Below are 20965 nucleotides of genomic sequence, written 5' to 3'. Positions count from 1 at the left end.
GAGGCCGGGTGTCCATGCCGGCTTCCGTCTCGCGTGCTTCCGTTCTAGGCTTGCACCATGCCTGCCATCACCACACGACGCGCCACACTCGCCGATCTCGAAGCGATCGTGCCCCTGTTCGATGCCTACCGCGGGTTCTACGGCCAGGCTAGCGATCCGGCCCGCGCGCGCGACTGGTTGCGCGAACGGATGCAGCGCGACGAGTCGGTGGTGCTGGTCGCCGAGCGCGAAGGTGCGGTCGTCGCGTTCACCCAGCTGTATCCGATGTATTCCTCGGTACGCACCGCGCGCACCTGGATCCTCAACGACCTGTTCGTTGCCGAGTCCGCGCGCCGCAGCGGCGCCGCGCGCGCGCTGCTCGACGCCGCGGCGGAATTCGCGCGCGAACAGGGTGCCGGCGGGATCTGCCTGGAAACCACCCGCGACAATGCACCCGCGCGCGCCCTCTACCGCAAGGCGGGCTGGAGCGAGGATGCGACCCAGTGGTATTCGCACACATTCGGCGGCTGATGCTGCGGCAGGCTCGATGGGCGTGCGGCTGGTCAAAACCCACCCTACACTGCACCCATGAGCGCCTCCCGCGATTTCATTCCGCTGTCCCTGTGCGTGCTGACGGTCTCCGACACACGCGATGCGTCCACCGATAGCTCCGGCGACTATCTGGTCGAGGCTCTGCAGGCCGACGGACATCGTCTTGCACAGCGCGCCCTGCTGCCCGACGACAAGTACCGCCTGCGGGCGGTCGTGGCCGGATGGATCGCCGACGAGGCGATCGATGGCGTCCTGGTGACCGGTGGCACTGGTTTCACCGGCCGCGATTCCACGCCAGAAGCCCTGCTGCCGCTGCTGGACAAACAGATGCCGGGCTTCGGCGAGCTGTTCCGCGCCATCTCCTTCGACGAGATCGGTACCTCGTCCCTGCAGTCGCGTGCCTTCGCCGGGCTGGCCAACGCCACCTTCGTGTTCGCGCTACCCGGCTCGACCTCGGCGTGCCGCACAGCGTGGGAGCAGATCATCCGCGCGCAGCTCGATGCGCGCACGACGCCCTGCAACCTGGCCACGCTCAAGCCGCGACTGAGGGAATCCTGATGCCCATCGACCAGACCCTGCGATTGCTGGCGAAGGCCCGCGGCCTTTCGGTGACCGATATCGCCACCGCGATCCCGCGTGCCGGCGTGGCCACGGTGAGCGCGTGGATGCGCGGCGAAAAGCTGCCGGGCAGGGACCAACTCGATGCGCTGGCGCGCACGTTCGGCGTGCCCGCCGGAGCACTGCTTTCGGAACTGGCAAGCACCCTGGACCCGGCGCGGACCAAGGGCGAGCACGAATTGCTTGCCGCCTACCGCGCGTTGCATACAAAACAGCAAGGGGCGCTGCTGGAAGTGGCGCGCAGCATGGCGAAGGCCAGGTCCTGAACCTTCGCGGGAATCGCTGCGAAGGCGGCACGCCTCTCCCCGACGCCCGATGACCCATTGAGATCCGCGCCACGCCGATGAAAGCACTCAAGCGCAAGGATTACGAGGCCCTGCTCGAGCCCATGCAGGAGGAGCTGGTTGCGATGGCGCGCTGGCTGCAGCGCAGCGGAAGGCGCCTGGTGGTGCTGTTCGAAGGCCGCGACACCGCCGGCAAGGGCGGCACGATCGATGCGATCCGCCGGCACCTCAATCCGCGCCAATGCAAGGTCGTCGCCCTGGCCAAACCAAGCGAGAGGGAAGCATCGCAATGGTACTTCCAGCGCTATGCCGCGCACCTGCCCGCGGCAGGCGAGATCGCCCTGTTCGACCGCAGCTGGTACAACCGCGCCGGCGTGGAGCAGGTCATGGGCTTCGCCACCCCCGCGCAGGTCAAGGCGTTCCTGCAGGACGCGCCCCTGTTCGAGAAGATGCTGGTTGACGACGGCGTGCTGCTGTTCAAGTACTGGCTGTGCTGCGATCAGGCGCGCCAGGAGGAGCGGTTCGCCGAGCGTCTCGAAGACCCGCTCAAGCGCTGGAAGCTTTCGCCGGTCGACCTGGAAGCGCGCAAGAAGTACCGCGACTACACCCGGGCGCGCGAAGCCATGCTCAAGGCCACCCATACCGCGCACGCGCCGTGGACGCTGGTGAACTTCGACGACCAGAAACGCGGACGCCTGACCCTGATCCGCGACCTGCTCGACCGGCTGCCGGATACCAGGGTGTCCGAACCTGATCTGGAGTTCGCCCCGCTCGCCGGAAAACCGGCGAGGGAACGCTACGGCGTGATCGAACCGATCCCGGTCTTCAAAGCGTAAGGGCTTGAAGCAGGCTCCGCTCGCCCTCCGCTCAGCGCACCTCGAATCCGTGCGAGACATCGCCGTCGAACACGTCGCGTTCGACCCGGGTCACGTGCGCCTTCGGTGGCCCGGTCCGGAGCCAGGCTTCAAGCCGGTCGAGCGCCTGGGCGTCGCCGGCGGCGATCACTTCGACATCGCCGTCGTCGAGATTCCTGGCATGACCGCGCAAGCCAAGGCGCAGCGCCTGCTCGCGCGTGCTGGCGCGGAAAAACACGCCCTGCACCCTGCCGCCGACCAGGAACCGCGCGGCGCTCATGCGGCCGTTTTCGGCCCGCCCGCCGCGGCGATGGCCGCTTCCACATCCTTGGCCGTGACCGGGCCGAGGAACTGTTTGGCGATGGTGCCGTCGGGCCCGATCAGATAGGTCATGGGCAGGCCGCGCGGCGTGGCGAAATCCCTGGGTGGTTCGTAGACGTCGACGATCGCGATCGGATAGACCACCGGATGCTGCTTGAGGAATTCCCGCAGATCGGCCGGCTCGATGTCCTCGTAGGCAAGGCCGATCACCTCGATGTGTTCGCGCATGGCATCGAGCGCCGACAGCTCGGGCATTTCCTTCAGGCAAGGCGAGCACCACGTCGCCCAGAAGTTCACCACTACCCATTTGCCGCGGCGGCTGGCCAGGTCGAAGGTCGAGCCGTCCAGCGTGGCGATGCTCAGCGCTGGCACTTTCGACCCGGGCACAGTCGGACCCTGTCCGGATTTCGGTTGCGAAGCTTCAGGCGAGCCCGGCTCCGCAGCCGTTGCGGGCGTCTGCGATGCCGGGTCCGCGGCGGGTTTGCAGGCGGCAAGGAGCAGGCCCAGGCAGGCGAGGATGGCGATGCGCTTCATGTGTGTTCCCGCGGATTGGATTCGAACAAAGTGGACACGCGCCGCTTGAGCAGGTCGCGCAGCGGAACACGCAGGTGGTCGAGCGCATCGGCCGCTGCGATGCCGAGCGAATCGTCGCGACACGGCAGGTGGGCTTCGCTGATGGGGATGCGCAGCCGGCAGGCTTCGTACAGCTCGGCCAGGGTGACATCGTGCAGATCGCGTGCCAGCAGCCATTCGCCGGTTTCGGCGCGGCTGACCAGGTTGATCTCGTCGAGCTGCCCGAGGATTTGCTGGACCAGCGCGTCGGTGAGCATGGGTTCGTGCAGCTGGATCTCGTCGCTGTGCAGTCCCCTGCCCTGCTGCCGCGCCTGCGCGAAGCGACCGAGCATGCGCAGCAGTCCGTACATTTCGTAACCCAATGGCAGGCGCATCGCCGCCGGCTGGTAGCGGAACGCGGACATCGAGGATGCGAACGAAGCGCCCAGCAATACCGACACCCAGCCCATGTAGATCCACAGCATCATGATCGGCACGACCGCGAGCGGCCCGTAGATGGCCTGGTAGTTGCCGAAGCGTCCGAAATAGAAGCCCATGCCCTGCTTCACCAGCTCGAACAGCACCACCGACAGCACGCCGCCGGCGATCGCATGCCGCCACTTCACCGTGCGGTGCGGCACCACCTTGAAGATCAATGCGAAGCACAGCAGCTCGATCGCCATTGGCGCCAGGCGCAGCATCAGCCCTTCGAGCAGCCGGCCGGGCGCGGTCTCGAAGATCGCCAGGGCGAAGAACTGGGTCGACAGCGCCAGACTGCTGGCCGCGACCAGCGCACCCAGGGTCAGCACGGTCCAATAGACCAGGAAACGTCCGAATTTGGGCCGCGCCGTGGGCACCCGCCAGATGCGATTGAACGTGGTCTCGACGCTGGTGAGCGTGATCAGCACCGATACGACGAGGGCGATCGCGCCCGCCGCCGTGAGTTTGCCCGTATTGCTGGAGAGGTCGCGCAGGTAGCCTTGCACGGCGCTGGCCGAGTTCGGCACGAAGTTGGAGAAGACGTATTCGCTCAGCTGGCCGCTCCACTTGTCGAACACCGGGAACGCCGAGAGCGCGCCGAACACCACCATCGACAAGGGCACCAGTGCGAACAGGGTGGTGAACGACAAGGCACCGGCCGCCTCGAACAGACGATCGTCCAGGAAGCGCCGCCACAGGAAACGGAAAAAGGTGCTGGCGCGCGCGCGGTCGCGCATGCGGTCGCTCCAGCGGTTCCAGGATTCCAGCGGCTCCATGGGTCAAGGGTATAGCAAGGCCGGTTCCGTATCGCGTGCACACATGCGCGCGCGGCGCGCGCTCCTCGTCCAACCCGACACGCTAAGCTTGAGTGGACGGAGGAACATATGCCCGAGATCCTGATCCTGTATTACAGCCGCGGCGGCTCCGTGGCCGCGCTTGCACGCCAGGTGGCGCGTGGCGTGGGCGAGGTCGAAGGCGCCGTCGCCCGGCTGCGCACGGTGCCGCCGGTCACCGCGGTGACGCAGCCGGCCGCGCCACCGGTGCCGGAGACGGGCGCGCCCTACGTGCAGGCCAGCGACCTGGTCGAATGCGCGGCGCTGGCGATCGGCAGCCCGACCCGTTTCGGCAACATGGCCGCACCGCTGAAACACTTCATCGACGGGCTGGGCAGCGAATGGGCCAGCGGCACCCTGGTGGACAAGGCTGCGGCGGTGTTCACCTCCACCGCCACCCTGCACGGTGGTCAGGAATCCACACTGCTGTCGATGATGGTGCCGCTGCTGCACCACGGCTGCGTGCTGGTCGGCATTCCTTATACCGAGCCGCTGTTGAGTTCGACGAGGAGTGGCGGCACGCCTTACGGCGCCAGCCATGTCTCCGGCATGCAGGACGATCCGGAGCCGAGCGCCGACGAAGCGCAGCTGGCGCGCGCGCTCGGCCGCCGGCTGGCGACGATCGCGCTCAAACTGTCGGCATGAAAACGCGTGTCCTGCTGCAATGCACGCTGCTCGCCCTTGCGGCGCTGTATGCGGCATGGTTCGCCCGGTCAGGCGACTGGATCGCTTTCGCGGTCTTTGCCGGGCCTGCGCTCCTGCTGGTGGGGCTCGGTGCGATCAGCCCGCGCGCGGCCGCGTTCTGGGCCGGAGTGCTGGCGCTGGCGTGGTTCTCGCACGGCGTGATGGTGGGCTGGAGCCGGCCGGAAGAACGCGGCTTCGCCTGGGCCGAGATCGCGCTATCGCTGCTGGCGATCGGCGCGGCCAATTTCGCCGCCCTGCGCGCGCGCTTCGGCAAGCTTGCCGGCCGCTGAGGCACGGACTGTCCGCAGCGCCGTCCTATAATCGCGACTTCCCGCAACGGGCCGGATCGAGATGGAAGAACTCCTCGTCGTCACTACTGGCGGCACCATCGACAAGGTGTATTTCGACGACAAGTCGGACTACCAGGTGGGCGAGCCGCAGATCGGCCGCATCCTGGAGGAACTCGGCGTCGCCTTCCGCTTCAGCGTGATCCCGATCATCCGCAAGGACTCGTTGCACATCACCCAGGCCGATCGCGAGCTGCTGCGCGACGCCATCGCCGCGCAACCGGCCCGCCATGTGCTGGTCACGCACGGCACCGACACCATGGTCGAAACCGCAAAGGTGCTGGCAGGCGTGTCCGGCAAGACCATCGTCATCACCGGCGCGCTCAATCCGGCGGGTTTCCGCGGTTCGGATGCGGAGTTCAACATCGGCACCGCGGTGGGCGCCGTGCAATCGCTTCCGGCGGGCGTGTACATCGCCATGAACGGACGCATCTGGGACCCGCTCAAGGTGCGCAAGAACGTAACCGCGAACCGGTTCGAAGCGGCCGGCTGACTCGCCGCGTCCGCTCAACGCACGCGCTGCGGCGGCTGCGGCCCGCCCGTCCGCGTCACCCTGGACTTGGCCGTCTCGCCCAGGAATGCCAATGAGAACTGCGCGAACTTGACGCTGTGCTGCGCCGAGTCGCCCATGCTGGCGAGCGTGTCGGACGTGGTGTGGATGTACGGATACCAGCCGTTGAGATCCCCGGCCTCGAACATCATCGCCGCCGGATAGCCGGCATTGGTCCACGAGGCATGATCCGAACAGGCATACCCGCACGTGATCGTGCCGTGCGTATACCCACGCGGGGCCAGATAGGCGTCGAACAGCTGGAGGAAGAAGCTCTTCAGCGCGGTGTTGGAATAATCCGTCATCAGCCGCATGTCCCGCACCGGCCCGGACTTGTAGTTGGTCATGTCCACCTGCAGCACAGCGACCACGTTCGCGCCGCTCGCGCGGTAGGCCTGGGCGATGGCATTGGAGCCGCGCAGGCCCACTTCCTCTGCGGCGTAGCCCATGAACTTGACGGTGCGCCGTGGCCGCCATCCGCTCGCCAGGGCGACGCGCAGGGTCTCGGTCAGGACCGCGATGCCGGATGCATCGTCGTCGGCACCCGGCGCGAGCTGGGAAAGACTGCCGCCCGCGCTGGCATTGATCGAGTCCAGGTGCGCGCCCAGCACCACCACTTCGTCGCGCAGGCTGGTGCCCTGGATTGTGAGGATGACCGAGGGCTGCGTGGAGCAGCTCGCGCACGCCGTGAATAGCTCGATGCTCACGTCGCCACGCCCGGCAGCGATGGCGCGCCAATGGTCGTGGATCCAGAGCGCCGACGAACGGCCGGTGACGCTGGCGTAGTACCGGTTCTGGAAGCCCGACAGGCTGCGGATAGTGTCCTTGATCCGCGCTTCCTGGACCTGGGGCAGCCAGCGCTCCACCGTGCGCTGGTTGTCGAGCGTGTACGTTGCCATGGTCGCAGCGATCGCCTGCGCGGAGCGCTCGGTGCGCATGAACGCTTCCGCCTTGGCGCGCGTGTCGAAAGCAAAGTAACCACCGCACCGCCGCTCCTGACGATGTACGAATTTGGTCACCGCATGCAGCTGGCGCGCATCGGCCTCGGAGACGACCAGCTCGGCGCCAGTCGCGTCGCGGCGTGCAGCCAAGGCCCGGACCTGGCCGCGAAGTCCATTGGCAGTCGCGCGCGAACTGACCAGATACACCTTGCCGGTGGTTTCATGCGCAGCGAGCCCAGGCACGAGACCGGTCGATTTCGCGGCCGGGGCCGGCGCCCCGACGGTCAGATCGGCGTCCTCCGGGAGGGCTGTGCTGAGCACATCCGCCGAATCCTGCGAGGCCGGGGTGCATGCCGCCGCAAACAGGGCGAGCGTGGCGAACATTGCGTCCTTCCATCGCATGGCATACCCCCACAGGCCGGCCGGACGCACACGCTAGCACCATCGCGGCACCGGGTCGCGACGGTGCCCGGCGTGTACCGTCTCCCGCAAACAAAGACCCCGGCACTTGGCCGGGGTCGGTGACGCACACGCCTTGCAGTGGCTCAGAAGGTGATGCTCCAGCTGTCGATCCTGCCGGTGTCCTGGTTGGCATTGTCGTTCACCCGCAACTTCCAGGTGCCGTTCAATGCCTCGCCCGACAGGTTCACCGTGTAGGTCGTGTTGATGTTGTCGGTGCTGGTGCCGGTGCGGTTGTGCAGCACATAGACCGAACCATCCGGAGCCACCAGGTCGACCTTCAGGTCGCCGATGTAGGTGTGCACGATATTGACGGCCACGGGCGTGGTGCTCGATCCGTTGCCGCTGCGACCGGATACCGCGATCGGACTTTCCACCGTGCTGTTGTCGGCGATCGTGAAATCGGTCCCGTTGGTGTAGGTCTGGGACCCGCCACCGCCGCCAGCCGAATAGCTGCCCACCAGGGTCACGCCAGAGAACGCCGAGTAACCGCGGACCATGACGTGATAGGTGCCCGTCTGCGGCGCCGAGAAAGTGCAGGTTTCGGCATTCCCCGACAGGTACGGGCGGCAGTTGTACGTGGTGGTGGTCGGTGCCGATCCGAACCGCACGTACAGGTCCGCATCGCCCGTGCCGCCGCTGGTCTTGATCACCAGGTTGCTGGACCCGGCCGGCACGTTGATTGTCCAGAACTGCTGGCTTCCAGTCGCACCGGAGATGCCGGTCACCGGCACGCCGTTCTGCAGCACGCTGCCGCCGCCGCTGCCGACCGTGACCTGCGAGGACTTGGTGTTGGTGGCGCCGTCATCGTCGGTCACAGTCAGGGTGACGGTATAGGTGCCCGCCGCGGCGTAGGTCTTGCTCGGGTTGGTGGCGGTCGAGCTGGTGCCATCGCCGAAGTTCCAGCTGCGCGAGGCGATCGAGCCGTCGCTGTCGCTGGAGGTGTCGGTGAACGACACGGTCAGGCCGCTGACCGATGAGGTGAAGTTCGCCACCGGTGCGACGTTGCCGCCGCCACCGCCCGCCGCGTCGACCGCGGCCTTGGCCTGGAGGATGCCGGTGCCGATCGGCTGCGACGGCGTCGACGGGAACGCACGCGCGGTGTTCTTGATGATCGTCTCGACCTCGGCCGGCGTCTTCGGGGTCGCCGAGACCGACTGGATGAGCGCGATCACACCGGCCACGTGCGGCGTCGCCATCGAGGTGCCGCTGTAAGAGGCGTAGCTCTCGGCGCCAGGTCCCGCGGTCCCGCTGTTGAGCGTCGACAGGATGCTCGAACCCGGCGCGGCGACGTCGACGATTGCGCCGTAGTTGGAGAAGCTCGAGCGCGCGCCGGTGCTGGTCACCGAACCGACCGCGATCACGTTGTTGCAGTTGGCCGGTGAGAAACCGCTGGTGTTGGCATTGCTGTTGCCCGCGGCGATGGCCAGGGTGGTGCCGCGGCCGACCGCACCGTTGATCGCCGACTGCATGGCGCTGCCGCAGGTGCCCTGGCCGCCCAGGCTGAGGTTGATCGCCTCGGCGGGATTGGCATTGGCGGGAACCCCGCTGACGCTGCCGCCCGAGGCCCAGATGACGGCATCGGCGATGTCGGAGTCGTAGCCGCCGCCCTTGCCCAGCACGCGCACCGGCACGACCTTGGCGCTGAAGGCCATGCCGGCCACGCCCTTGCTGTTGTTGGTCACGGCCGCGACCGTGCCTGCCACGTGGGTGCCGTGCCAGCTGGACGGATAACCGCCGTAGGCATCGCCCGGGTCGCTTGGATCCGAATCGCGTCCATTGCCATCGGCGGCCACCGCGGTATCGATGATGAAGTCGTAGCCGGGCAGGATGTTCGCGTTGAGGTCGCTGTGGTTGGTGATGCCGGTATCGAGCACCGCAACGACCGAACCTGCCCCGCTGGTCACGTCCCAGGCCTGGGTGGCGTAGGTGCCGCCGGCACCGGTGCCGAAGCCGAACTGCTCACCGAAGCGGGTGTCGTTGGGGGTGAACACCGGCTTGTTGAGCTTGTCGATCTCGACGTATTCGACATTGGGGTTGGCGGCGATCTGGCGCATCAGCGCTTCGGCCTCGACCCGGTCGAGCTTGCGGTCGGCCCTGACCACATCCGCGCCCACGGCCATGCGCCGCAGATAGCCCACGCCCAGCGCCCTGCCTTGTGTCGCCGCGACGGCACGGCCCGCGCTCTTGAGGCTCGCGGCCGCCGCGCCCGGATTGGCGCGCTCGGCGGTGCCTTCGCGATACTTGACGATGAACCGGTCGAACTGCGTGGCGTTGGCCAGGCCGCCCAGATTGATGCGCTCTCCCCCATGGGCCGAGGCGAACGACGTGGCGATGACGATTGCGGTTGCTGCGGCGAGCGCGTGCACGCGAAGACCGCGGGACTGTTCCTTGGACATCCTTGATAACCCCCGAACATTGAGTAAGCCGCGAGTCGCGGCAACAACCCGTCCACAGGTCGGAGTCGCCGATGGCGTCCGCCCTGGTCCGGGTCAGGGAAGCGCGGACGCAGGTGACGCTCTACGTCCACAACCTGACGCTAAAGGACAATGGAAGCTGAACGCAAGCTGCCGGGCCGCAAAACAGCGGGCTGATTGGTGAGCCGCGTCACAAAACGGAACCGAAACCGTTTTCAAGTGAAACCGAGTGTCGCTTCCTCGGTTACAGCATTCCTGTTTCCAGGCGCGCGGCCTCGGACATCATCGAGCGGTTCCAGGGCGGATCGAACACCAGCTCGACATCCGCTTCGGCCACGGTCGGGATCATTTCCAGCTTGCTGCGGACATCGTCGACCAGGATGTCTCCCATGCCGCAGCCCGGCGCGGTCAGGGTCATGCGCACGTCCACCCGACGCTGGCCGGAATGCTCCGGATGCGGGGTGACGTCGGCTTCGTACACCAGCCCGAGATCGACCACATTGATCGGGATTTCCGGATCGAAGCAGGTGCGCAGCTGCTTCCACACCAGGGTTTCCACGTCCTCGTCACTGGCACCTTGTGGCAACTCGATTGCCGCCGGCGGCTCCTTGCCGATGGCGTCCGCATCGCGACCTGCGATGCGGAACAGATTGCCTTCGACGAAGACCGTATAGCTGCCGCCCAGAGCCTGGGTGATGTAACCGATGCTGCCGGCGGGCAGGGTCACGACTTCCCCCTGCGGCACCATCACGGCGCTGCAGTCGCGGTCGAAGCGGACGGGTTCGCTGGTGCGGGAGTACATGCAGGAAAGATGGAGCCGTCGGCGCGGCGCGCAAGGCCGCGCATTGTAGGCTGCGCACCCCGCCCGCCGCGACGGGGCAAAGACCGGGGCGCGACGCGTTGGCGAACGCACCGGTATCCTGTGCGGCCTGCGATGTCCGCCACCACGATGCCAGCTCCGTCCAACTCCCTGTCGCGCACCTTCGCGCTAGGCCTACTGTTGCTCGGCAGTGGCGGCGCGGCGGCCGCCTGGGCGCTGCTGGCGCTGTCGCTGGACCGGCAATGCGGCTGGATGGCGTTGATCGCCGCCGTGGACGCCGCCTGGCTGCTGCGGCTGGGGCGCATGCCGCGCGGTGCGACGCGCGCGCTCCTGGCGGGGGCCGGCACGGCCCTGGCGATCGGGCTGGCCAATTGGTGGATCGCCGGTGCGCAGATCGGGCAAATGGTCGGCCTGCTGCCCTGGGATGCGATTCCGCGCCTGGGCTGGTCGCATGCCTGGACCCTGTTCTCGCTGGCCAATCAGGGCACTGAGCTCGCCTGGTATGGATTGGCGCTGGCGGTGGCCGTCTGGACGGGCCGCTGAACCGCGCGCTTCAGCGCGTTGCCAGACAGCTGCCAAGCAATCGGGTGGCTTCGCGGATCTCGCCCACACCAAGTCCGCCATAGCCCAGCAGCAATGCCTGCCGCTCGGGCGCGCGCAGGTAGTACGGCGCGATCGGATACAGGCCCAGGCCGACGGCGCGCGCGCGCTCGACCAGCGCCTCGCAGGCCGTGGCGTCGAAGCCGCGCAACCACGCAACCAGATGCATGCCGGCATGCGAGTCGAGCACTTCCACGTGTTCGCCGCCATGTTCGCGCAGGCCCTGCACCAGGGCCGTGCGCCGCGCGCGCAGGGTTTTCGCGGCCCGGCGCAGGTGGCGCTCGAAACCACCGCTGTCGATGAAGTGCGCCAGCGCCAGTTGTTCGATCGCCGCACAGCCGGCATCCGCCAGCCATTTCGCGGTCCGGAACGCGCGCACCAGCGCCCGCGGCAGGACCATGTAGCCCAGGCGCAGCGAGGGAAACAATGTCTTGGAGAACGTGCCGACATAGAGCGTGCGGTCGTGCGCGTCGAGCGAGCGCAGCGCGGCCAGTGGTGCGCCGCCATAGCGGAATTCGCCGTCGTAATCATCCTCCAGGATCCAGGCGTCATGCACCTGCGCATGACGCAGCAGCGCGAGCCGCCGCGGCAGCGACATCACCACTCCCAGCGGGAACTGGTGCGATGGCGTCACGCAGACCATGCGCGCCACCGGCTGCTGCGGCAGCGCGTCGCAGACCAGGCCTTCCTCGTCCACGGGAACGCCGTCGACGTGCAGGCCATGCGCCTGGAAGATGCGCGAGGCAGCCCGGTAGTGCGGATCCTCGATCGCGACATGCTCGCCTGGATCGAGCAGGACCTGTGCGCTCAGGGCGAAGGCTTCCTGGGTGCCGGACACGATCAGCACGTCGTCCGGCGAGGCCTGCAGACCGCGGCGGCGCATGAGATAGCCGCAGACCGCCTCGCGCAGCGCCGGCAGCCCCTGCGCGTTGGGATAGTCCATCGGTGCGTAGGCGGCGGCGCGCGCCAGTTCGCGCCGCCAGGCACTGGTCAGCGCCGGATTCACCAGCGGCAGGCCGTACTGCAGGTTGTAGCGCAGGCCGCGATGCTCGCCCCCCGGCATGCGCCCCCTGTGCGCCTCCAGGCTGCGCAACGCGAACGCCGAAAGGCGGGCGGGCGCTGCTTCGAGCGGGGCCGGCGGGATCCGCGGTTCGACCGCGGCGACGTAGCTGCCCGATCCCGTCTTTCCTAGCAGGAAGCCCTCGGCCTCCAGCTCCTCGTAGCTGGCCAGGACGGTATTGCGCGACAACCGCAGTTCGGCCGCCAGGCTGCGGCTGGACGGAAGTCGCTCACCGGTGCGCAGGCGTCCTTCCAGGATCGCAGCCTTCAGCGCCCGGGTCAGCTGCCCATGCAGAGGCCCTTGGTCGTCCAGCCTGAGGAACATGATTGGCACCTTCGAAGCGGATCAAACCGGAGCTATGCACAGCCAATTTCGCGTCCTAGGCTGTCCACGTCAATCCCGGATCGCCCATGCGCCTGAAACGGAATCGGAACTCCCCGCACATGGGCGGATCACAGCCGACCGCGCATGCGTGTCCACTGCACGATGCGCGCGCCTCCATCAGCGCTTTTGCCTGCCGACGCCAGCAGCTCCCCGGCTGCGGCGATCTCCCCCTCCCGCACCGAAGGCGTCGCAGGCCTTTCTCTTCTCTCTCCTATGCGTGCCCGGACGGGCGAGGATGTCGCGCATGAACCGCAGACCGGCCTGGGCCTGGATCGCACTGGGGGGATTGGTCATTGGCACACTCGACCTGCTGTTCGCGTGGGGCTTCTGGGTGACCAGGGGCGCGACCTTCATCGGCATCCTGCAGTCGATCGCCGCCGGGTGGTACGGCAAGGCCAGCCACTCGATGGGCGCAACCAGCGCGTGGGTCGGGGCGCTTTCGCATTACGTCATCGCGATCGCCTTCGTCGCCGCGTACTGGCTCGCGGCGCAGCGCCTGCCTGCGCTGCTGAAGCGGCCGGTCCTGTTCGGCGCGGGATACGGATTGCTGCTCTACCTGATCATGAACTTCATCGTGTTGCCCCTGTCCGCGGCAGGCATGCCCAGGTTCGACAACGTGCCGTGGGTGGTCAGCAGCATCCTGGCGCATCTGGTCTTCGGCATGCTGTCTGCGCTGGTCGCGGTACGCGCATCCGGAAGGCAATCCTGACTTGCGCGGAATCCTCGTCACGATCGCGATCGGTTGCTGCATAGCGGCCGTGTCCGGTAACGCGCTGGTTCTCGCCGAAGCGGGCCGCATTCCGTTTCCGAGCGGCTATCGCGACTGGACGCATGTGAAAAGCGGACTGATCGATGATCCCGCGCATCCGGCCTTCGCGCGTTATGGCGGCTTGCATCACATCTATGCCAACCCCAAGGCCATGACCGGCTACCGCACCGGCAATTTTCCCGACGGGGCGATCCTGGTGTATGACCTGCATACCCTGGTTCCGCTGCCCGATGGCAGCATCGACCAGGGCGAGCGCCGGCATCTGGATGTCATGGTCAAGGACAGCGCCCGCTTCGCCGAAACCCGCGGCTGGGGATACGAGGAATTTTTGGCCAGCGCCCCGCAAACGCCAACCCTGACGCCCAAGGCACGGGCGGGCTGTGCCGCCTGCCATGCAGCACGCAGGGCACATGGCGATGTATTCAGCGAGTACCGGGAATGATCCGCACTTCCCGCAACGCAGCACTCACCACACCTTAATGATCGTCGCAGGCAGTCCCGCGTGGCGATGGCTCAGTGCCCGCTGTCGAGCGCCTTGAGCTCGCTCACCAGCGCGCTGGCCATCTCCGCACCGTCGCCGTACAGCATCCGGGTGTTGTCGGCATAGAACAGGGCGTTCTCGATCCCGGCGAAGCCGGTGCCCTTGCCGCGCTTGATGACGATGGTGTTCTTGGAGTTCACCACGTCCAGGATCGGCATGCCGTAGATCGGCGACGCCGGATCGGTTTTGGCGACGGGATTGACGACATCGTTCGCGCCGATGACCAAAGAGACGTCGGTATTGGGGAACTCCGGATTGATGTCGTCCATGTCCGCGATCAGATCGTACGGGACACCTGCCTCGGCTAGCAGCACGTTCATGTGCCCGGGCATGCGTCCGGCCACGGGGTGGATCGCGAACTTCACCTTCACTCCGCGCTCGATCAGGCGCTGAGTCAGCTCCCAGATCTTGTGCTGGGCCTGGGCCACGGCCATGCCGTAGCCGGGCACGATCACCACGCGCTCGGCGAACGCCATCATCGCGGCGACGTCGGCCGCTTCGATCGGCTTTTGCGACCCCGAGATCTCCGCCGCGCTCTGCCCGCCGCCACCGAAGTTGGAGAACAGCACCGATTTGATCGAGCGGTTCATGGCCTTGGCCATCAGCCGGGTCAGCAGGATGCCGGCGGCGCCGACCATCATGCCGGCGATGATCAGCGCCTCGTTGCCGAGCACATAGCCCTCGAACGCCACCGCCAGGCCGGTCAAGGCGTTGTACAGCGAAATCACCACCGGCATGTCGGCGCCGCCGATCGGCAGGGTCATCAGCACGCCCAGCAGCAGCGCCGCGGCGAAGAACGCGATGATCACCGGCACGCCCAGGCTGTGGATCGCCAGTGCGCCCAGCACCACCGCCACGATGGCCACCATGGCGTTGAACCACTGCTGGCCCGGGAAGGTGTAGCGCTTGTCCATGCGCCCGTCGAGCTTGGCCCAGGCGATGATCGAGCCGGTGAGCGACACCGCACCGATCAGCGCGCCGATCACCGCCAGCGCCAGCGTGACCAGACTGGGTGCGCCACCCGCGGCGGAATACTTGAACAGCTCCACCGCGCCGATCGCCGCCGCGGATCCGCCGCCCATGCCGTTGAACAGCGCCACCATCTGCGGCATGTCGGTGATCGCGACCTTCTTGCCCCAGACCCAGGCCACCGCGGTGCCGATCGCGGTCGCTGCCACGATCAGGCCGATGTTGTGCAGGCCTGGCAGGAAGAAGGTGGCGAAGGTCGCGATCAGCATGCCCGCCCCCGCCCACTGGATGCCGCTGCGGGCGGTCCGTGGCGAAGCCATGCGCTGCAGGCCGAGCAGGAACAGGGTTGCGGCGACCAGGTAGCTCGCCTTGATCAGCAACGGAAGCCAGCTCATGCCTTCGGCTCCGCCGGCTTGGAAGCTGGCGCCTTGGACGACTTGAACATCTCCAGCATCCGCTCGGTCACCACGTAGCCACCGGCGGCATTGCCCGCGCCCAGCAGCACCGCCACGAATCCGATCGCCTTCTCGAGCGTGGTGTCGGCATGCCCCAGCACCAGCATGGCGCCGATCAGCACGATGCCATGGATGAAGTTGGAGCCCGACATCAGCGGGGTGTGCAGGATCACCGGCACCCGGGAAATGATCACGTGGCCGGCGATGGCCGCCAGCATGAAGATGTACAGCGCCACGAAGCCGTCGCCCATGCCCACCCCTCCTTCGAACCGTCCGCATCATAACCGGGCGTGAACCGGGCGCGAGCGGCGTCAACCACCGCGCACCGGCTGCGTTCCCACTCCCGTTGCGGCTCAAGCGAAGCAGGATGGATGGACGGCGGCGGTGCACGACTGGACGAACCGGTCCGCTCTATGCTCACGGGCATGGATGAGGGCCAGGATCACGCGCGCGCCGCTGGCGGCGAGCCGTTAGCCACTCTGGATGCCTTCCTCGCCGGCATCGGGGGGCGCGCGTTCCGCTTCGCCGAAGCCGGCCTGCGCCAGCGCGACGACGCGCTCGACGCGGTCCAGGACGCGATGCTGAAGATGCTGGCCTACCGCGAGCGCCCGCCCCAGGAATGGCCGCCGCTGTTCTGGAGCATCCTGCGCAGCCGCATCATCGACCTGCAGCGGCGGCGCGGGTTCCGGCTGCGCTGGCTGCTGCCGCAGTCCGATCGCGACGAGGACAGCGCGATCGACTGGGCCGACGCCTCGCCCGATCCGCCGCAAGCCCATGCGAACCGCGAGGGCTACACCACCCTGGTCGCGGCGCTGCGCGAACTGCCGGCGCGCCAGCGCGAGGCATTCAGCCTGCGGGTGCTGGAGGAGCTGGACGTGGCCTCGACCGCGCGCATCATGGGATGCAGCGAAGGTTCGGTGAAGACCCATCTGTCGCGCGCCCGCGCGACCTTGCAGAAGAAACTGGAAGACTGGCAATGAACACTGCATCCAACATCGGCGACGGCAAGGACGGCCTGTCGCCTGAAGACCGCTTCGATGCCGCCATGCGCGCACTGCATCAGGACGCCCTGGCCCATGTGTCGCCGCGGGTGCACTGGAAGCTGCGCCCGGCGACGGGCGCGAAATCCAGCAGGACGGGCCGTGCTGGCGGCTGGCGCATGGGCACTGCACTGGCCGGCGTCGCCGCGGCAATGTTCGCGCTGGCGCTGGGCATTTCGCTCTGGAAGCCGTTCGACGACGCAAGCCCGGCGACGAACACGCTTGCCGCGGCGAGTGTGGACGATGGCGCCACCGTGCTGGAACAGGACCCCGATTTCTATGCATGGCTGGCATCGGACGATGCCGACCTGCTGGCGATGGAGTAACGACGATGAAGTCCGCATTCGCCGCGCTGCTGTGTGCAGCCGCCCTGCTTCCTTCCGGTGCCCACGCGCAGGCAGCCAAGCAAACCACGGCCGAATCGCTGCCCGCATGGGAACAGCTCACCCCCGCCCAGCGCGACGAGCTGATCGCGCCGCTGCGCGAGCGCTGGAACAGCCATCCGGACGAACGCGCGCGCATGGCCGAGCGCGCCCGGCGCTGGCACGCCATGCCCCCCGAACAGCGCGGTCGCGCGCACCGTGGGATGGATCGCTGGGAACGCATGGGCCCGGCCAAGCGCGCCGAGATGCAGGTGCTGTTCGAGCGCACCCGCTCGATGCCCCGGCAACAGCGCCACGAAACCTTCGCCCTCTACCACGCGATGCGCAAAATGACGCCGGAGCAGCGCGAGACGCTCAAGCAGCAATGGCAGTCGATGACGCCCGATCAGCGCAAGGCATGGATGCGGGAACACGTGCCGGAACGCTGGCGGCGGCCGGACCGATAGTCGGGCCGGGCGGGGCATTCAGGGTTCATTGCTCCCGGCGCCAGGCCGGATCTGACCGGACGCCGAGCGCACTGACCGAACGCTTTACGCCTGGCCCGCCACCGCAACCGGTGCATCACGTTCCGGCCAGACTGTCCTGGCCAGCAGCTCGTCGTCCCAGTCGTAGGCGATGGCGCCGTCCTTCAGCAACAGGCTGGTGAAGTTGTAAAGGTTGCGCGCATACATCTCGCTGGCATGCAGCGCCCCCTGCGAGGCCAGGTTCAGTGGACCGGCAATGGTGACGCCTTCGTGTTCGATGGTCTGGCCGGGCTGGGTCAGTTCGCAGTTGCCGCCGGTTTCGGCCGCCAGGTCCACGATCACGCTGCCCGGCTTCATCCCCGCGACCATGGCCGCGCTGATGATCTTCGGCGCCGGACGACCGGGTACCGCGGCGGTACAGACGATCACATCGACGTTCTTCAGGTGCTCTGCCAGCCGGCGCTGCTGTTCGGCGCGTTCCTCGTCGGTGAGGGGGCGCGCGTAGCCGCCTTCGCCCGAGGCGCTCACGCCCAGGTCCAGGAACTTGCCGCCCAGCGATTCGATCTGCTCGCGCGTTTCCGGGCGCACATCGAAGCCTTCCACCTGCGCGCCGAGACGCCTGGCAGTGGCGATCGCCTGCAGCCCGGCCACGCCGGCGCCCACGATCAGGACTTTGGATGGGCGAATGGTGCCGGCGGCGGTGGTGAGCATCGGAAAGAACCGCGGTGTCAGCTGGGCCGCGATCAGCACCGCCTTGTAGCCAGCCATGCCCGCCTGCGAACTGAGGATGTCCATCGCCTGCGCGCGGGTCGTACGCGGCAGGCGTTCCAGCGGGAACGCCACGATCTGGCGCGAACGCAGGGCTTCGGCACGCGCTTCGTCGGCTTGCGGTTGCAGGCTGCCGACCAGGGCGGCGCCCGGCTTCATCATCGCGATGCGTTCGGTCGACGGCGGCTGCACGCACAGCACCAGGTCGGCGCCGGAGAGTGCGGCGTGCGCGTCTGCGACCAGCTGCGCGCCCGCGTCGGTATAGCCCTGGTCCGGGAAGCCCGCGGCCACGCCAGCATCGCGCTCGATCAGGACCTGCACGCCGGCCGCGGCCAGCTTCTTGCAGGTCTCCGGGGTTGCGGCCACGCGCCGCTCGCCTGGCGCGTCCTCGCGCGCGATGCCAATGGTGACCGCCATCCAGCGCTCCTACGAATCGGATCGCGCCATCCTAGCGAATCGGCGGCGTCCGCGTTGTCTGCGCGGATTTGTCGATGCGGATCAGGCGATGGCGGCCATCGGCGCAGCCTGCGCCTGGTTGAGTTGCTGCCAGAGCCGCTTCATCGCCAGATCGCACGGCGCCTCGGTCGTGCGCAGTACCACGCGCCCGGCATCGACCAGGGAGGCGAGCTGCTCGGGAGACACCACCAGCTTGCGCTGGCCGCGGCGGTTGACCACCAGCAGCCGCCCTGTCAGCGGGCTGATCCAGGCCACCCTGGCGTAGGACTCGCGTCCCTGCTCGTCCACCAGGCCCATCGCCTGATCCACGCGCAGGCGCCGCATGCGTGCGGCCGTGGCAGGGTCGTGCGGTACGGTGGCCGTGCCTCCGATGATCTGCAGCGAAGCCAGTTGACCGGCCGCCCCTTCCTCCACGCTGTCGGACGTACCTGGCTCGGACGCGGCGCGCGGCGTGTCGGGATGGGCGAGTGCGAAGATCATGCGCGCCAGCACCTGATCGGTGCCGCCCTGGTCGAGGCCGGCCACCCGGCAACATGCCGACACCTCCGGCTCAATTGCCAGCCAGCGCGCAGCCAGTTCGCCGTGCAGGGCCTGCGCCGCGTCCCGGTCGAGCACCGCCAGGTTTTCGCCGAAGCTGCGCAGTTCGGTCCAGCGCGACGACGTCACGCCATCACGCAGGAAGGCCTGCTCGAGCGCATGCCGCCACTGACTGTCGAAGAAACCGGCGAACGCCGCGCTCAACGGGCGCGCAAGCATCGCCGCCACGTGCTCGGCGCTCGCGGCGCGCGCCTGCAGCAGGCGTTCGCGCCCGTGCAACGCTTCGGCGGCACGGCGTTCGGCCAACTCCGCGCGCCGACGCCGCTGCTCCTGGAACTGCTGCAGCTCGTCCGCGGCCAGCACGAAGATCTCCAGCTCTTCGCGGTAGCCGGTCACCAGGCGCTCGACCACCTGCGACGCGAAGGCGATGTTCTCGCGCTCGTACCCGGTGTCGTCCGGATCGGCTTCGCAGGCCTCGGTGAGCGCGTCCAGCAACCGGCGCGCGGGATGCGTGCGCCGGTTGAACAGACTGTCGTCGGTCAGCGCCAGGCGCAGATACGGCATCACCAGCCGGCCGTAGAGGCTGGCCGCTCCCTCCGCGAGCAGGCTGCTGTCTCCGATCGACTGGAACAGCATGCCGACCAGGTCGATCGCGTCTTCCTCGTCCGGCGCGAAATGCAGCGGGCCGGAGGCAAGGCCAAGCTGGCGGGCGCCTTGCGCCAGCGATTCGCGGATCGCCACCGGCATGCCCCGAGTGTCGGCGCCGTCCAGCACGCGCGCGAAGGCGCCCGGGTCGTCGCCCTGCAGCAGGTTGGCGACGCTGCGCACTTCGGCGGTGCCCAGCACCGAGCCTGCACCCCGCGGCTCGGCGGTCGCGATACCCACGTTGTTGCGCCATTCGCGCAGGCGATCGCGCACGATATCGCGATAACGCATCGGCATGCCTTCCGCTGGCTGCGGCGCCGGGCGCCCGGCGGGCGGCGATTCGTTGGCCGGTGCAGGCGCCTGTGGCGCGGCGATCGGTCGCGGTCGGGCGAACTCGACCACGCCACCATCCGGCACCCAGGCGCCGGTGGCGGGAGGCGCTTCGGGCGTCGCGCCGAACGGAACGGCGTGTCGCGGGTCATGGACCTGCGAGGACAGGCCCGCCTCCGCCAGGCGGCTGTTGAGCCGGGCGTACAGGAAGGACAAAGTCGGCATCAGACGCTTTTCGTAATGCCGGAACACCATCGACCGCAGGTCGTAGCTGAGATCGTCGCTGCGGAAGCTGGCGATGAAGGCATCGATGATGGCCGCGGGCCGCAACGGACCCGGCATGCGCTGGGTCGCGCCCAGCGAAAGCGCCAGATTGGTCATCCGCCCATCCAACGCCTCGAACGCGCCGGCCACCTGTCGCATCAGTTCGGCGCTCATGGACTGCGCCATCAGCTGCATCTGCAGCTGGTTTTCCGACATCAGGCTCAGGGCGCGGGTATCGACGACCGCGATCTCCATCCGCTGCCAGCGGTCGAAATTGCGTTCGATGCGTTCCCGGTAGTTGGTCAGGAAACGGTCCGCGCGCTCGCGCACGGCGCCCGCGGCCTCGCAGTCCAGCTGCCGCGAGCGCGAAGCGGTGTTGCCCAGCCAGGCCAGCCTGGCCTGCTCCTCGACCGCCTCGAAGAAGCCGTCGAACATATTCGCAAGCTGGTCAGCCGAATCGCGCCTGAGCTCGTCGAACAGCGCGCGCGGATCGCGCGCGGCGGCGGTCTTCGGCTGGCCGGAGCCCGGCTGACCAATGTCGTCCGATACGGTCATGGTGCGCAACAATGTGAGTATCCCCGTCACTACGATCACAGAAGAATCAGGCCC

Annotated in this window: 24 protein-coding genes; 13 read left to right on the top strand and 11 right to left on the bottom strand. The window is 67.9% G+C overall.

All coding sequences use genetic code 11. The features are described 5' to 3' along the window. Positions 1 to 57: 57 nt before the first annotated feature. From MC375_RS17565 to ppk2, 4 genes are all read left to right on the top strand, one after another. Positions 58 to 510: a GNAT family N-acetyltransferase gene (locus MC375_RS17565; RefSeq protein WP_242104727.1), complete on the top strand. Its 453-nt coding sequence runs from the start codon at positions 58 to 60 to the stop codon at positions 508 to 510. A 57-nt stretch (positions 511 to 567) separates the two neighbouring features. After that, entirely contained in the window at positions 568 to 1089 is a 522-nt protein-coding gene (moaB, locus tag MC375_RS17560) for a molybdenum cofactor biosynthesis protein B (RefSeq protein ID WP_242104726.1), read from the top strand. Beyond that, complete coding sequence (locus MC375_RS17555; protein WP_242104725.1) at positions 1089 to 1415, top strand: helix-turn-helix domain-containing protein; 327 nt, start codon at positions 1089 to 1091, stop codon at positions 1413 to 1415. The genes moaB and MC375_RS17555 overlap by 1 nt, the downstream gene beginning before the upstream one ends. A 77-nt stretch (positions 1416 to 1492) precedes the next feature. Then, positions 1493 to 2269, top strand: a complete 777-nt coding sequence (ppk2, locus tag MC375_RS17550; protein ID WP_242104724.1) for a polyphosphate kinase 2 — start codon at positions 1493 to 1495, stop codon at positions 2267 to 2269. A 31-nt stretch (positions 2270 to 2300) separates the two neighbouring features. On the opposite strand, the gene MC375_RS17545 is transcribed toward ppk2, so the two are convergent. Genes MC375_RS17545 through MC375_RS17535 form a run of 3 tightly spaced genes read right to left on the bottom strand, consistent with a single transcriptional unit; the run spans position 2301 to position 4416 of the window. Beyond that, the gene (locus MC375_RS17545) at positions 2301 to 2567 is read right to left on the bottom strand and encodes an acylphosphatase (RefSeq protein WP_242104723.1); all 267 of its coding nucleotides are present in this window, start codon (positions 2565 to 2567) and stop codon (positions 2301 to 2303) included. After that, a complete protein-coding gene (locus tag MC375_RS17540) occupies positions 2564 to 3142 on the bottom strand; it encodes a TlpA disulfide reductase family protein (protein WP_343223586.1) in 579 nt (192 codons plus the stop codon). The genes MC375_RS17545 and MC375_RS17540 overlap by 4 nt, the downstream gene beginning before the upstream one ends. Then, on the bottom strand, positions 3139 to 4416 hold the full coding sequence (locus tag MC375_RS17535; protein WP_242104722.1) for a YihY family inner membrane protein: 1278 nt from the start codon (positions 4414 to 4416) through the stop codon (positions 3139 to 3141). The genes MC375_RS17540 and MC375_RS17535 overlap by 4 nt, the downstream gene beginning before the upstream one ends. 108 nt (positions 4417 to 4524) lie before the next feature. On the opposite strand from MC375_RS17535, the gene wrbA reads away from it, so the two are divergent. The 3 genes from wrbA (at position 4525) to MC375_RS17520 (ending at position 5997) form a co-directional block, all read left to right on the top strand. Next, positions 4525 to 5118, top strand: a complete 594-nt coding sequence (gene wrbA / locus MC375_RS17530) for an NAD(P)H:quinone oxidoreductase (protein WP_242104721.1) — start codon at positions 4525 to 4527, stop codon at positions 5116 to 5118. Continuing rightward, on the top strand, positions 5115 to 5447 hold the full coding sequence (locus MC375_RS17525) for a DUF2069 domain-containing protein (RefSeq protein WP_242104720.1): 333 nt from the start codon (positions 5115 to 5117) through the stop codon (positions 5445 to 5447). Before wrbA ends, MC375_RS17525 begins: the two co-directional genes overlap by 4 nt. Positions 5448 to 5508: 61 nt before the next feature. Next, on the top strand, positions 5509 to 5997 hold the full coding sequence (locus MC375_RS17520) for an asparaginase domain-containing protein (RefSeq protein WP_242104719.1): 489 nt from the start codon (positions 5509 to 5511) through the stop codon (positions 5995 to 5997). A gap of 14 nt (positions 5998 to 6011) precedes the next feature. On the opposite strand, the gene MC375_RS17515 is transcribed toward MC375_RS17520, so the two are convergent. The 3 genes from MC375_RS17515 to sufT form a co-directional block, all read right to left on the bottom strand. Then, positions 6012 to 7379, bottom strand: coding sequence for a M20/M25/M40 family metallo-hydrolase (locus tag MC375_RS17515; protein WP_242104718.1), 1368 nt, complete (start codon positions 7377 to 7379; stop codon positions 6012 to 6014). 161 nt (positions 7380 to 7540) lie between these two features. Next, positions 7541 to 9853 (bottom strand): S8 family serine peptidase, encoded by a 2313-nt coding sequence (locus MC375_RS17510; RefSeq protein WP_242104717.1) that lies wholly within the window; start codon positions 9851 to 9853, stop codon positions 7541 to 7543. A 262-nt stretch (positions 9854 to 10115) separates the two neighbouring features. After that, positions 10116 to 10673, bottom strand: a complete 558-nt coding sequence (gene sufT, locus MC375_RS17505) for a putative Fe-S cluster assembly protein SufT (RefSeq protein ID WP_242104716.1) — start codon at positions 10671 to 10673, stop codon at positions 10116 to 10118. Positions 10674 to 10805: 132 nt separating this feature from the next. On the opposite strand from sufT, the gene MC375_RS17500 reads away from it, so the two are divergent. Next, on the top strand, positions 10806 to 11234 hold the full coding sequence (locus MC375_RS17500; protein ID WP_242104715.1) for a hypothetical protein: 429 nt from the start codon (positions 10806 to 10808) through the stop codon (positions 11232 to 11234). A gap of 10 nt (positions 11235 to 11244) precedes the next feature. On the opposite strand, the gene MC375_RS17495 is transcribed toward MC375_RS17500, so the two are convergent. Further along, on the bottom strand, positions 11245 to 12675 hold the full coding sequence (locus MC375_RS17495) for a PLP-dependent aminotransferase family protein (protein ID WP_242104714.1): 1431 nt from the start codon (positions 12673 to 12675) through the stop codon (positions 11245 to 11247). Positions 12676 to 12979: 304 nt separating this feature from the next. Here MC375_RS17495 and MC375_RS17490 point away from each other — a divergent pair, with 304 nt between their 5' ends. Next, positions 12980 to 13444, top strand: coding sequence for a DUF1440 domain-containing protein (locus tag MC375_RS17490; protein ID WP_242104713.1), 465 nt, complete (start codon positions 12980 to 12982; stop codon positions 13442 to 13444). 1 nt (position 13445) lies between these two features. Beyond that, the gene (locus tag MC375_RS17485) at positions 13446 to 13946 is read left to right on the top strand and encodes a cytochrome P460 family protein (protein WP_242104712.1); all 501 of its coding nucleotides are present in this window, start codon (positions 13446 to 13448) and stop codon (positions 13944 to 13946) included. A 71-nt stretch (positions 13947 to 14017) separates the two neighbouring features. On the opposite strand, the gene MC375_RS17480 is transcribed toward MC375_RS17485, so the two are convergent. Next, a complete protein-coding gene (locus MC375_RS17480; RefSeq protein WP_242104711.1) occupies positions 14018 to 15409 on the bottom strand; it encodes an NAD(P)(+) transhydrogenase (Re/Si-specific) subunit beta in 1392 nt (463 codons plus the stop codon). After that, positions 15406 to 15720 (bottom strand): NAD(P) transhydrogenase subunit alpha, encoded by a 315-nt coding sequence (locus MC375_RS17475; protein ID WP_242104710.1) that lies wholly within the window; start codon positions 15718 to 15720, stop codon positions 15406 to 15408. The genes MC375_RS17480 and MC375_RS17475 overlap by 4 nt, the downstream gene beginning before the upstream one ends. 174 nt (positions 15721 to 15894) lie before the next feature. Here MC375_RS17475 and MC375_RS17470 point away from each other — a divergent pair, with 174 nt between their 5' ends. The 3 genes from MC375_RS17470 to MC375_RS17460 are packed head-to-tail and all read left to right on the top strand — an operon-like array spanning position 15895 to position 17338. After that, positions 15895 to 16449, top strand: coding sequence for an RNA polymerase sigma factor (locus MC375_RS17470; protein ID WP_242104709.1), 555 nt, complete (start codon positions 15895 to 15897; stop codon positions 16447 to 16449). Next, entirely contained in the window at positions 16446 to 16835 is a 390-nt protein-coding gene (locus tag MC375_RS17465; protein WP_242104708.1) for a hypothetical protein, read from the top strand. The genes MC375_RS17470 and MC375_RS17465 overlap by 4 nt, the downstream gene beginning before the upstream one ends. 5 nt (positions 16836 to 16840) lie before the next feature. After that, positions 16841 to 17338 carry a DUF3106 domain-containing protein gene (locus MC375_RS17460; protein WP_242104707.1) on the top strand — a complete coding sequence of 166 codons (498 nt, stop codon included), beginning with the start codon at positions 16841 to 16843 and terminating at the stop codon, positions 17336 to 17338. A gap of 84 nt (positions 17339 to 17422) precedes the next feature. Here MC375_RS17460 and MC375_RS17455 read toward each other — a convergent pair whose 3' ends face one another. Then, positions 17423 to 18541 carry a Re/Si-specific NAD(P)(+) transhydrogenase subunit alpha gene (locus MC375_RS17455; protein WP_242104706.1) on the bottom strand — a complete coding sequence of 373 codons (1119 nt, stop codon included), beginning with the start codon at positions 18539 to 18541 and terminating at the stop codon, positions 17423 to 17425. Positions 18542 to 18622: 81 nt separating this feature from the next. Continuing rightward, complete coding sequence (locus MC375_RS17450; RefSeq protein WP_242104705.1) at positions 18623 to 20911, bottom strand: DUF1631 family protein; 2289 nt, start codon at positions 20909 to 20911, stop codon at positions 18623 to 18625. Positions 20912 to 20965 lie beyond the last annotated feature (54 nt).

Origin of the sequence: Lysobacter sp. M2-1 (assembly GCF_022662495.1) — a bacterium.
Classification (GTDB): domain Bacteria; phylum Pseudomonadota; class Gammaproteobacteria; order Xanthomonadales; family Xanthomonadaceae; genus JAKPBU01.
This window is presented reverse-complemented; position numbering and strand designations above follow the sequence as displayed.

What these genes read in the sequence shown, in the direction of transcription:
- MC375_RS17465 (WP_242104708.1), top strand. Translation starts at nt 16,446, where the DNA reads ATGAACACTGCATCCAACATCGGCGACGGCAAGGACGGCCTGTCGCCT.
- MC375_RS17515 (WP_242104718.1), bottom strand. Translation starts at nt 7,379, where the DNA reads ATGTTCGCCACGCTCGCCCTGTTTGCGGCGGCATGCACCCCGGCCTCG.
- MC375_RS17460 (WP_242104707.1), top strand. Translation starts at nt 16,841, where the DNA reads ATGAAGTCCGCATTCGCCGCGCTGCTGTGTGCAGCCGCCCTGCTTCCT.
- ppk2 (WP_242104724.1), top strand. Translation starts at nt 1,493, where the DNA reads ATGAAAGCACTCAAGCGCAAGGATTACGAGGCCCTGCTCGAGCCCATG.
- MC375_RS17475 (WP_242104710.1), bottom strand. Translation starts at nt 15,720, where the DNA reads ATGGGCGACGGCTTCGTGGCGCTGTACATCTTCATGCTGGCGGCCATC.
- MC375_RS17500 (WP_242104715.1), top strand. Translation starts at nt 10,806, where the DNA reads ATGTCCGCCACCACGATGCCAGCTCCGTCCAACTCCCTGTCGCGCACC.
- MC375_RS17490 (WP_242104713.1), top strand. Translation starts at nt 12,980, where the DNA reads ATGAACCGCAGACCGGCCTGGGCCTGGATCGCACTGGGGGGATTGGTC.
- MC375_RS17545 (WP_242104723.1), bottom strand. Translation starts at nt 2,567, where the DNA reads ATGAGCGCCGCGCGGTTCCTGGTCGGCGGCAGGGTGCAGGGCGTGTTT.
- MC375_RS17455 (WP_242104706.1), bottom strand. Translation starts at nt 18,541, where the DNA reads ATGGCGGTCACCATTGGCATCGCGCGCGAGGACGCGCCAGGCGAGCGG.
- moaB (WP_242104726.1), top strand. Translation starts at nt 568, where the DNA reads ATGAGCGCCTCCCGCGATTTCATTCCGCTGTCCCTGTGCGTGCTGACG.
- sufT (WP_242104716.1), bottom strand. Translation starts at nt 10,673, where the DNA reads ATGTACTCCCGCACCAGCGAACCCGTCCGCTTCGACCGCGACTGCAGC.
- MC375_RS17565 (WP_242104727.1), top strand. Translation starts at nt 58, where the DNA reads ATGCCTGCCATCACCACACGACGCGCCACACTCGCCGATCTCGAAGCG.
- MC375_RS17555 (WP_242104725.1), top strand. Translation starts at nt 1,089, where the DNA reads ATGCCCATCGACCAGACCCTGCGATTGCTGGCGAAGGCCCGCGGCCTT.
- MC375_RS17510 (WP_242104717.1), bottom strand. Translation starts at nt 9,853, where the DNA reads ATGTCCAAGGAACAGTCCCGCGGTCTTCGCGTGCACGCGCTCGCCGCA.
- MC375_RS17450 (WP_242104705.1), bottom strand. Translation starts at nt 20,911, where the DNA reads ATGACCGTATCGGACGACATTGGTCAGCCGGGCTCCGGCCAGCCGAAG.
- MC375_RS17495 (WP_242104714.1), bottom strand. Translation starts at nt 12,675, where the DNA reads ATGTTCCTCAGGCTGGACGACCAAGGGCCTCTGCATGGGCAGCTGACC.
- MC375_RS17535 (WP_242104722.1), bottom strand. Translation starts at nt 4,416, where the DNA reads ATGGAGCCGCTGGAATCCTGGAACCGCTGGAGCGACCGCATGCGCGAC.
- MC375_RS17520 (WP_242104719.1), top strand. Translation starts at nt 5,509, where the DNA reads ATGGAAGAACTCCTCGTCGTCACTACTGGCGGCACCATCGACAAGGTG.
- MC375_RS17525 (WP_242104720.1), top strand. Translation starts at nt 5,115, where the DNA reads ATGAAAACGCGTGTCCTGCTGCAATGCACGCTGCTCGCCCTTGCGGCG.
- MC375_RS17540 (WP_343223586.1), bottom strand. Translation starts at nt 3,142, where the DNA reads ATGAAGCGCATCGCCATCCTCGCCTGCCTGGGCCTGCTCCTTGCCGCC.
- MC375_RS17480 (WP_242104711.1), bottom strand. Translation starts at nt 15,409, where the DNA reads ATGAGCTGGCTTCCGTTGCTGATCAAGGCGAGCTACCTGGTCGCCGCA.
- MC375_RS17470 (WP_242104709.1), top strand. Translation starts at nt 15,895, where the DNA reads ATGGATGAGGGCCAGGATCACGCGCGCGCCGCTGGCGGCGAGCCGTTA.
- wrbA (WP_242104721.1), top strand. Translation starts at nt 4,525, where the DNA reads ATGCCCGAGATCCTGATCCTGTATTACAGCCGCGGCGGCTCCGTGGCC.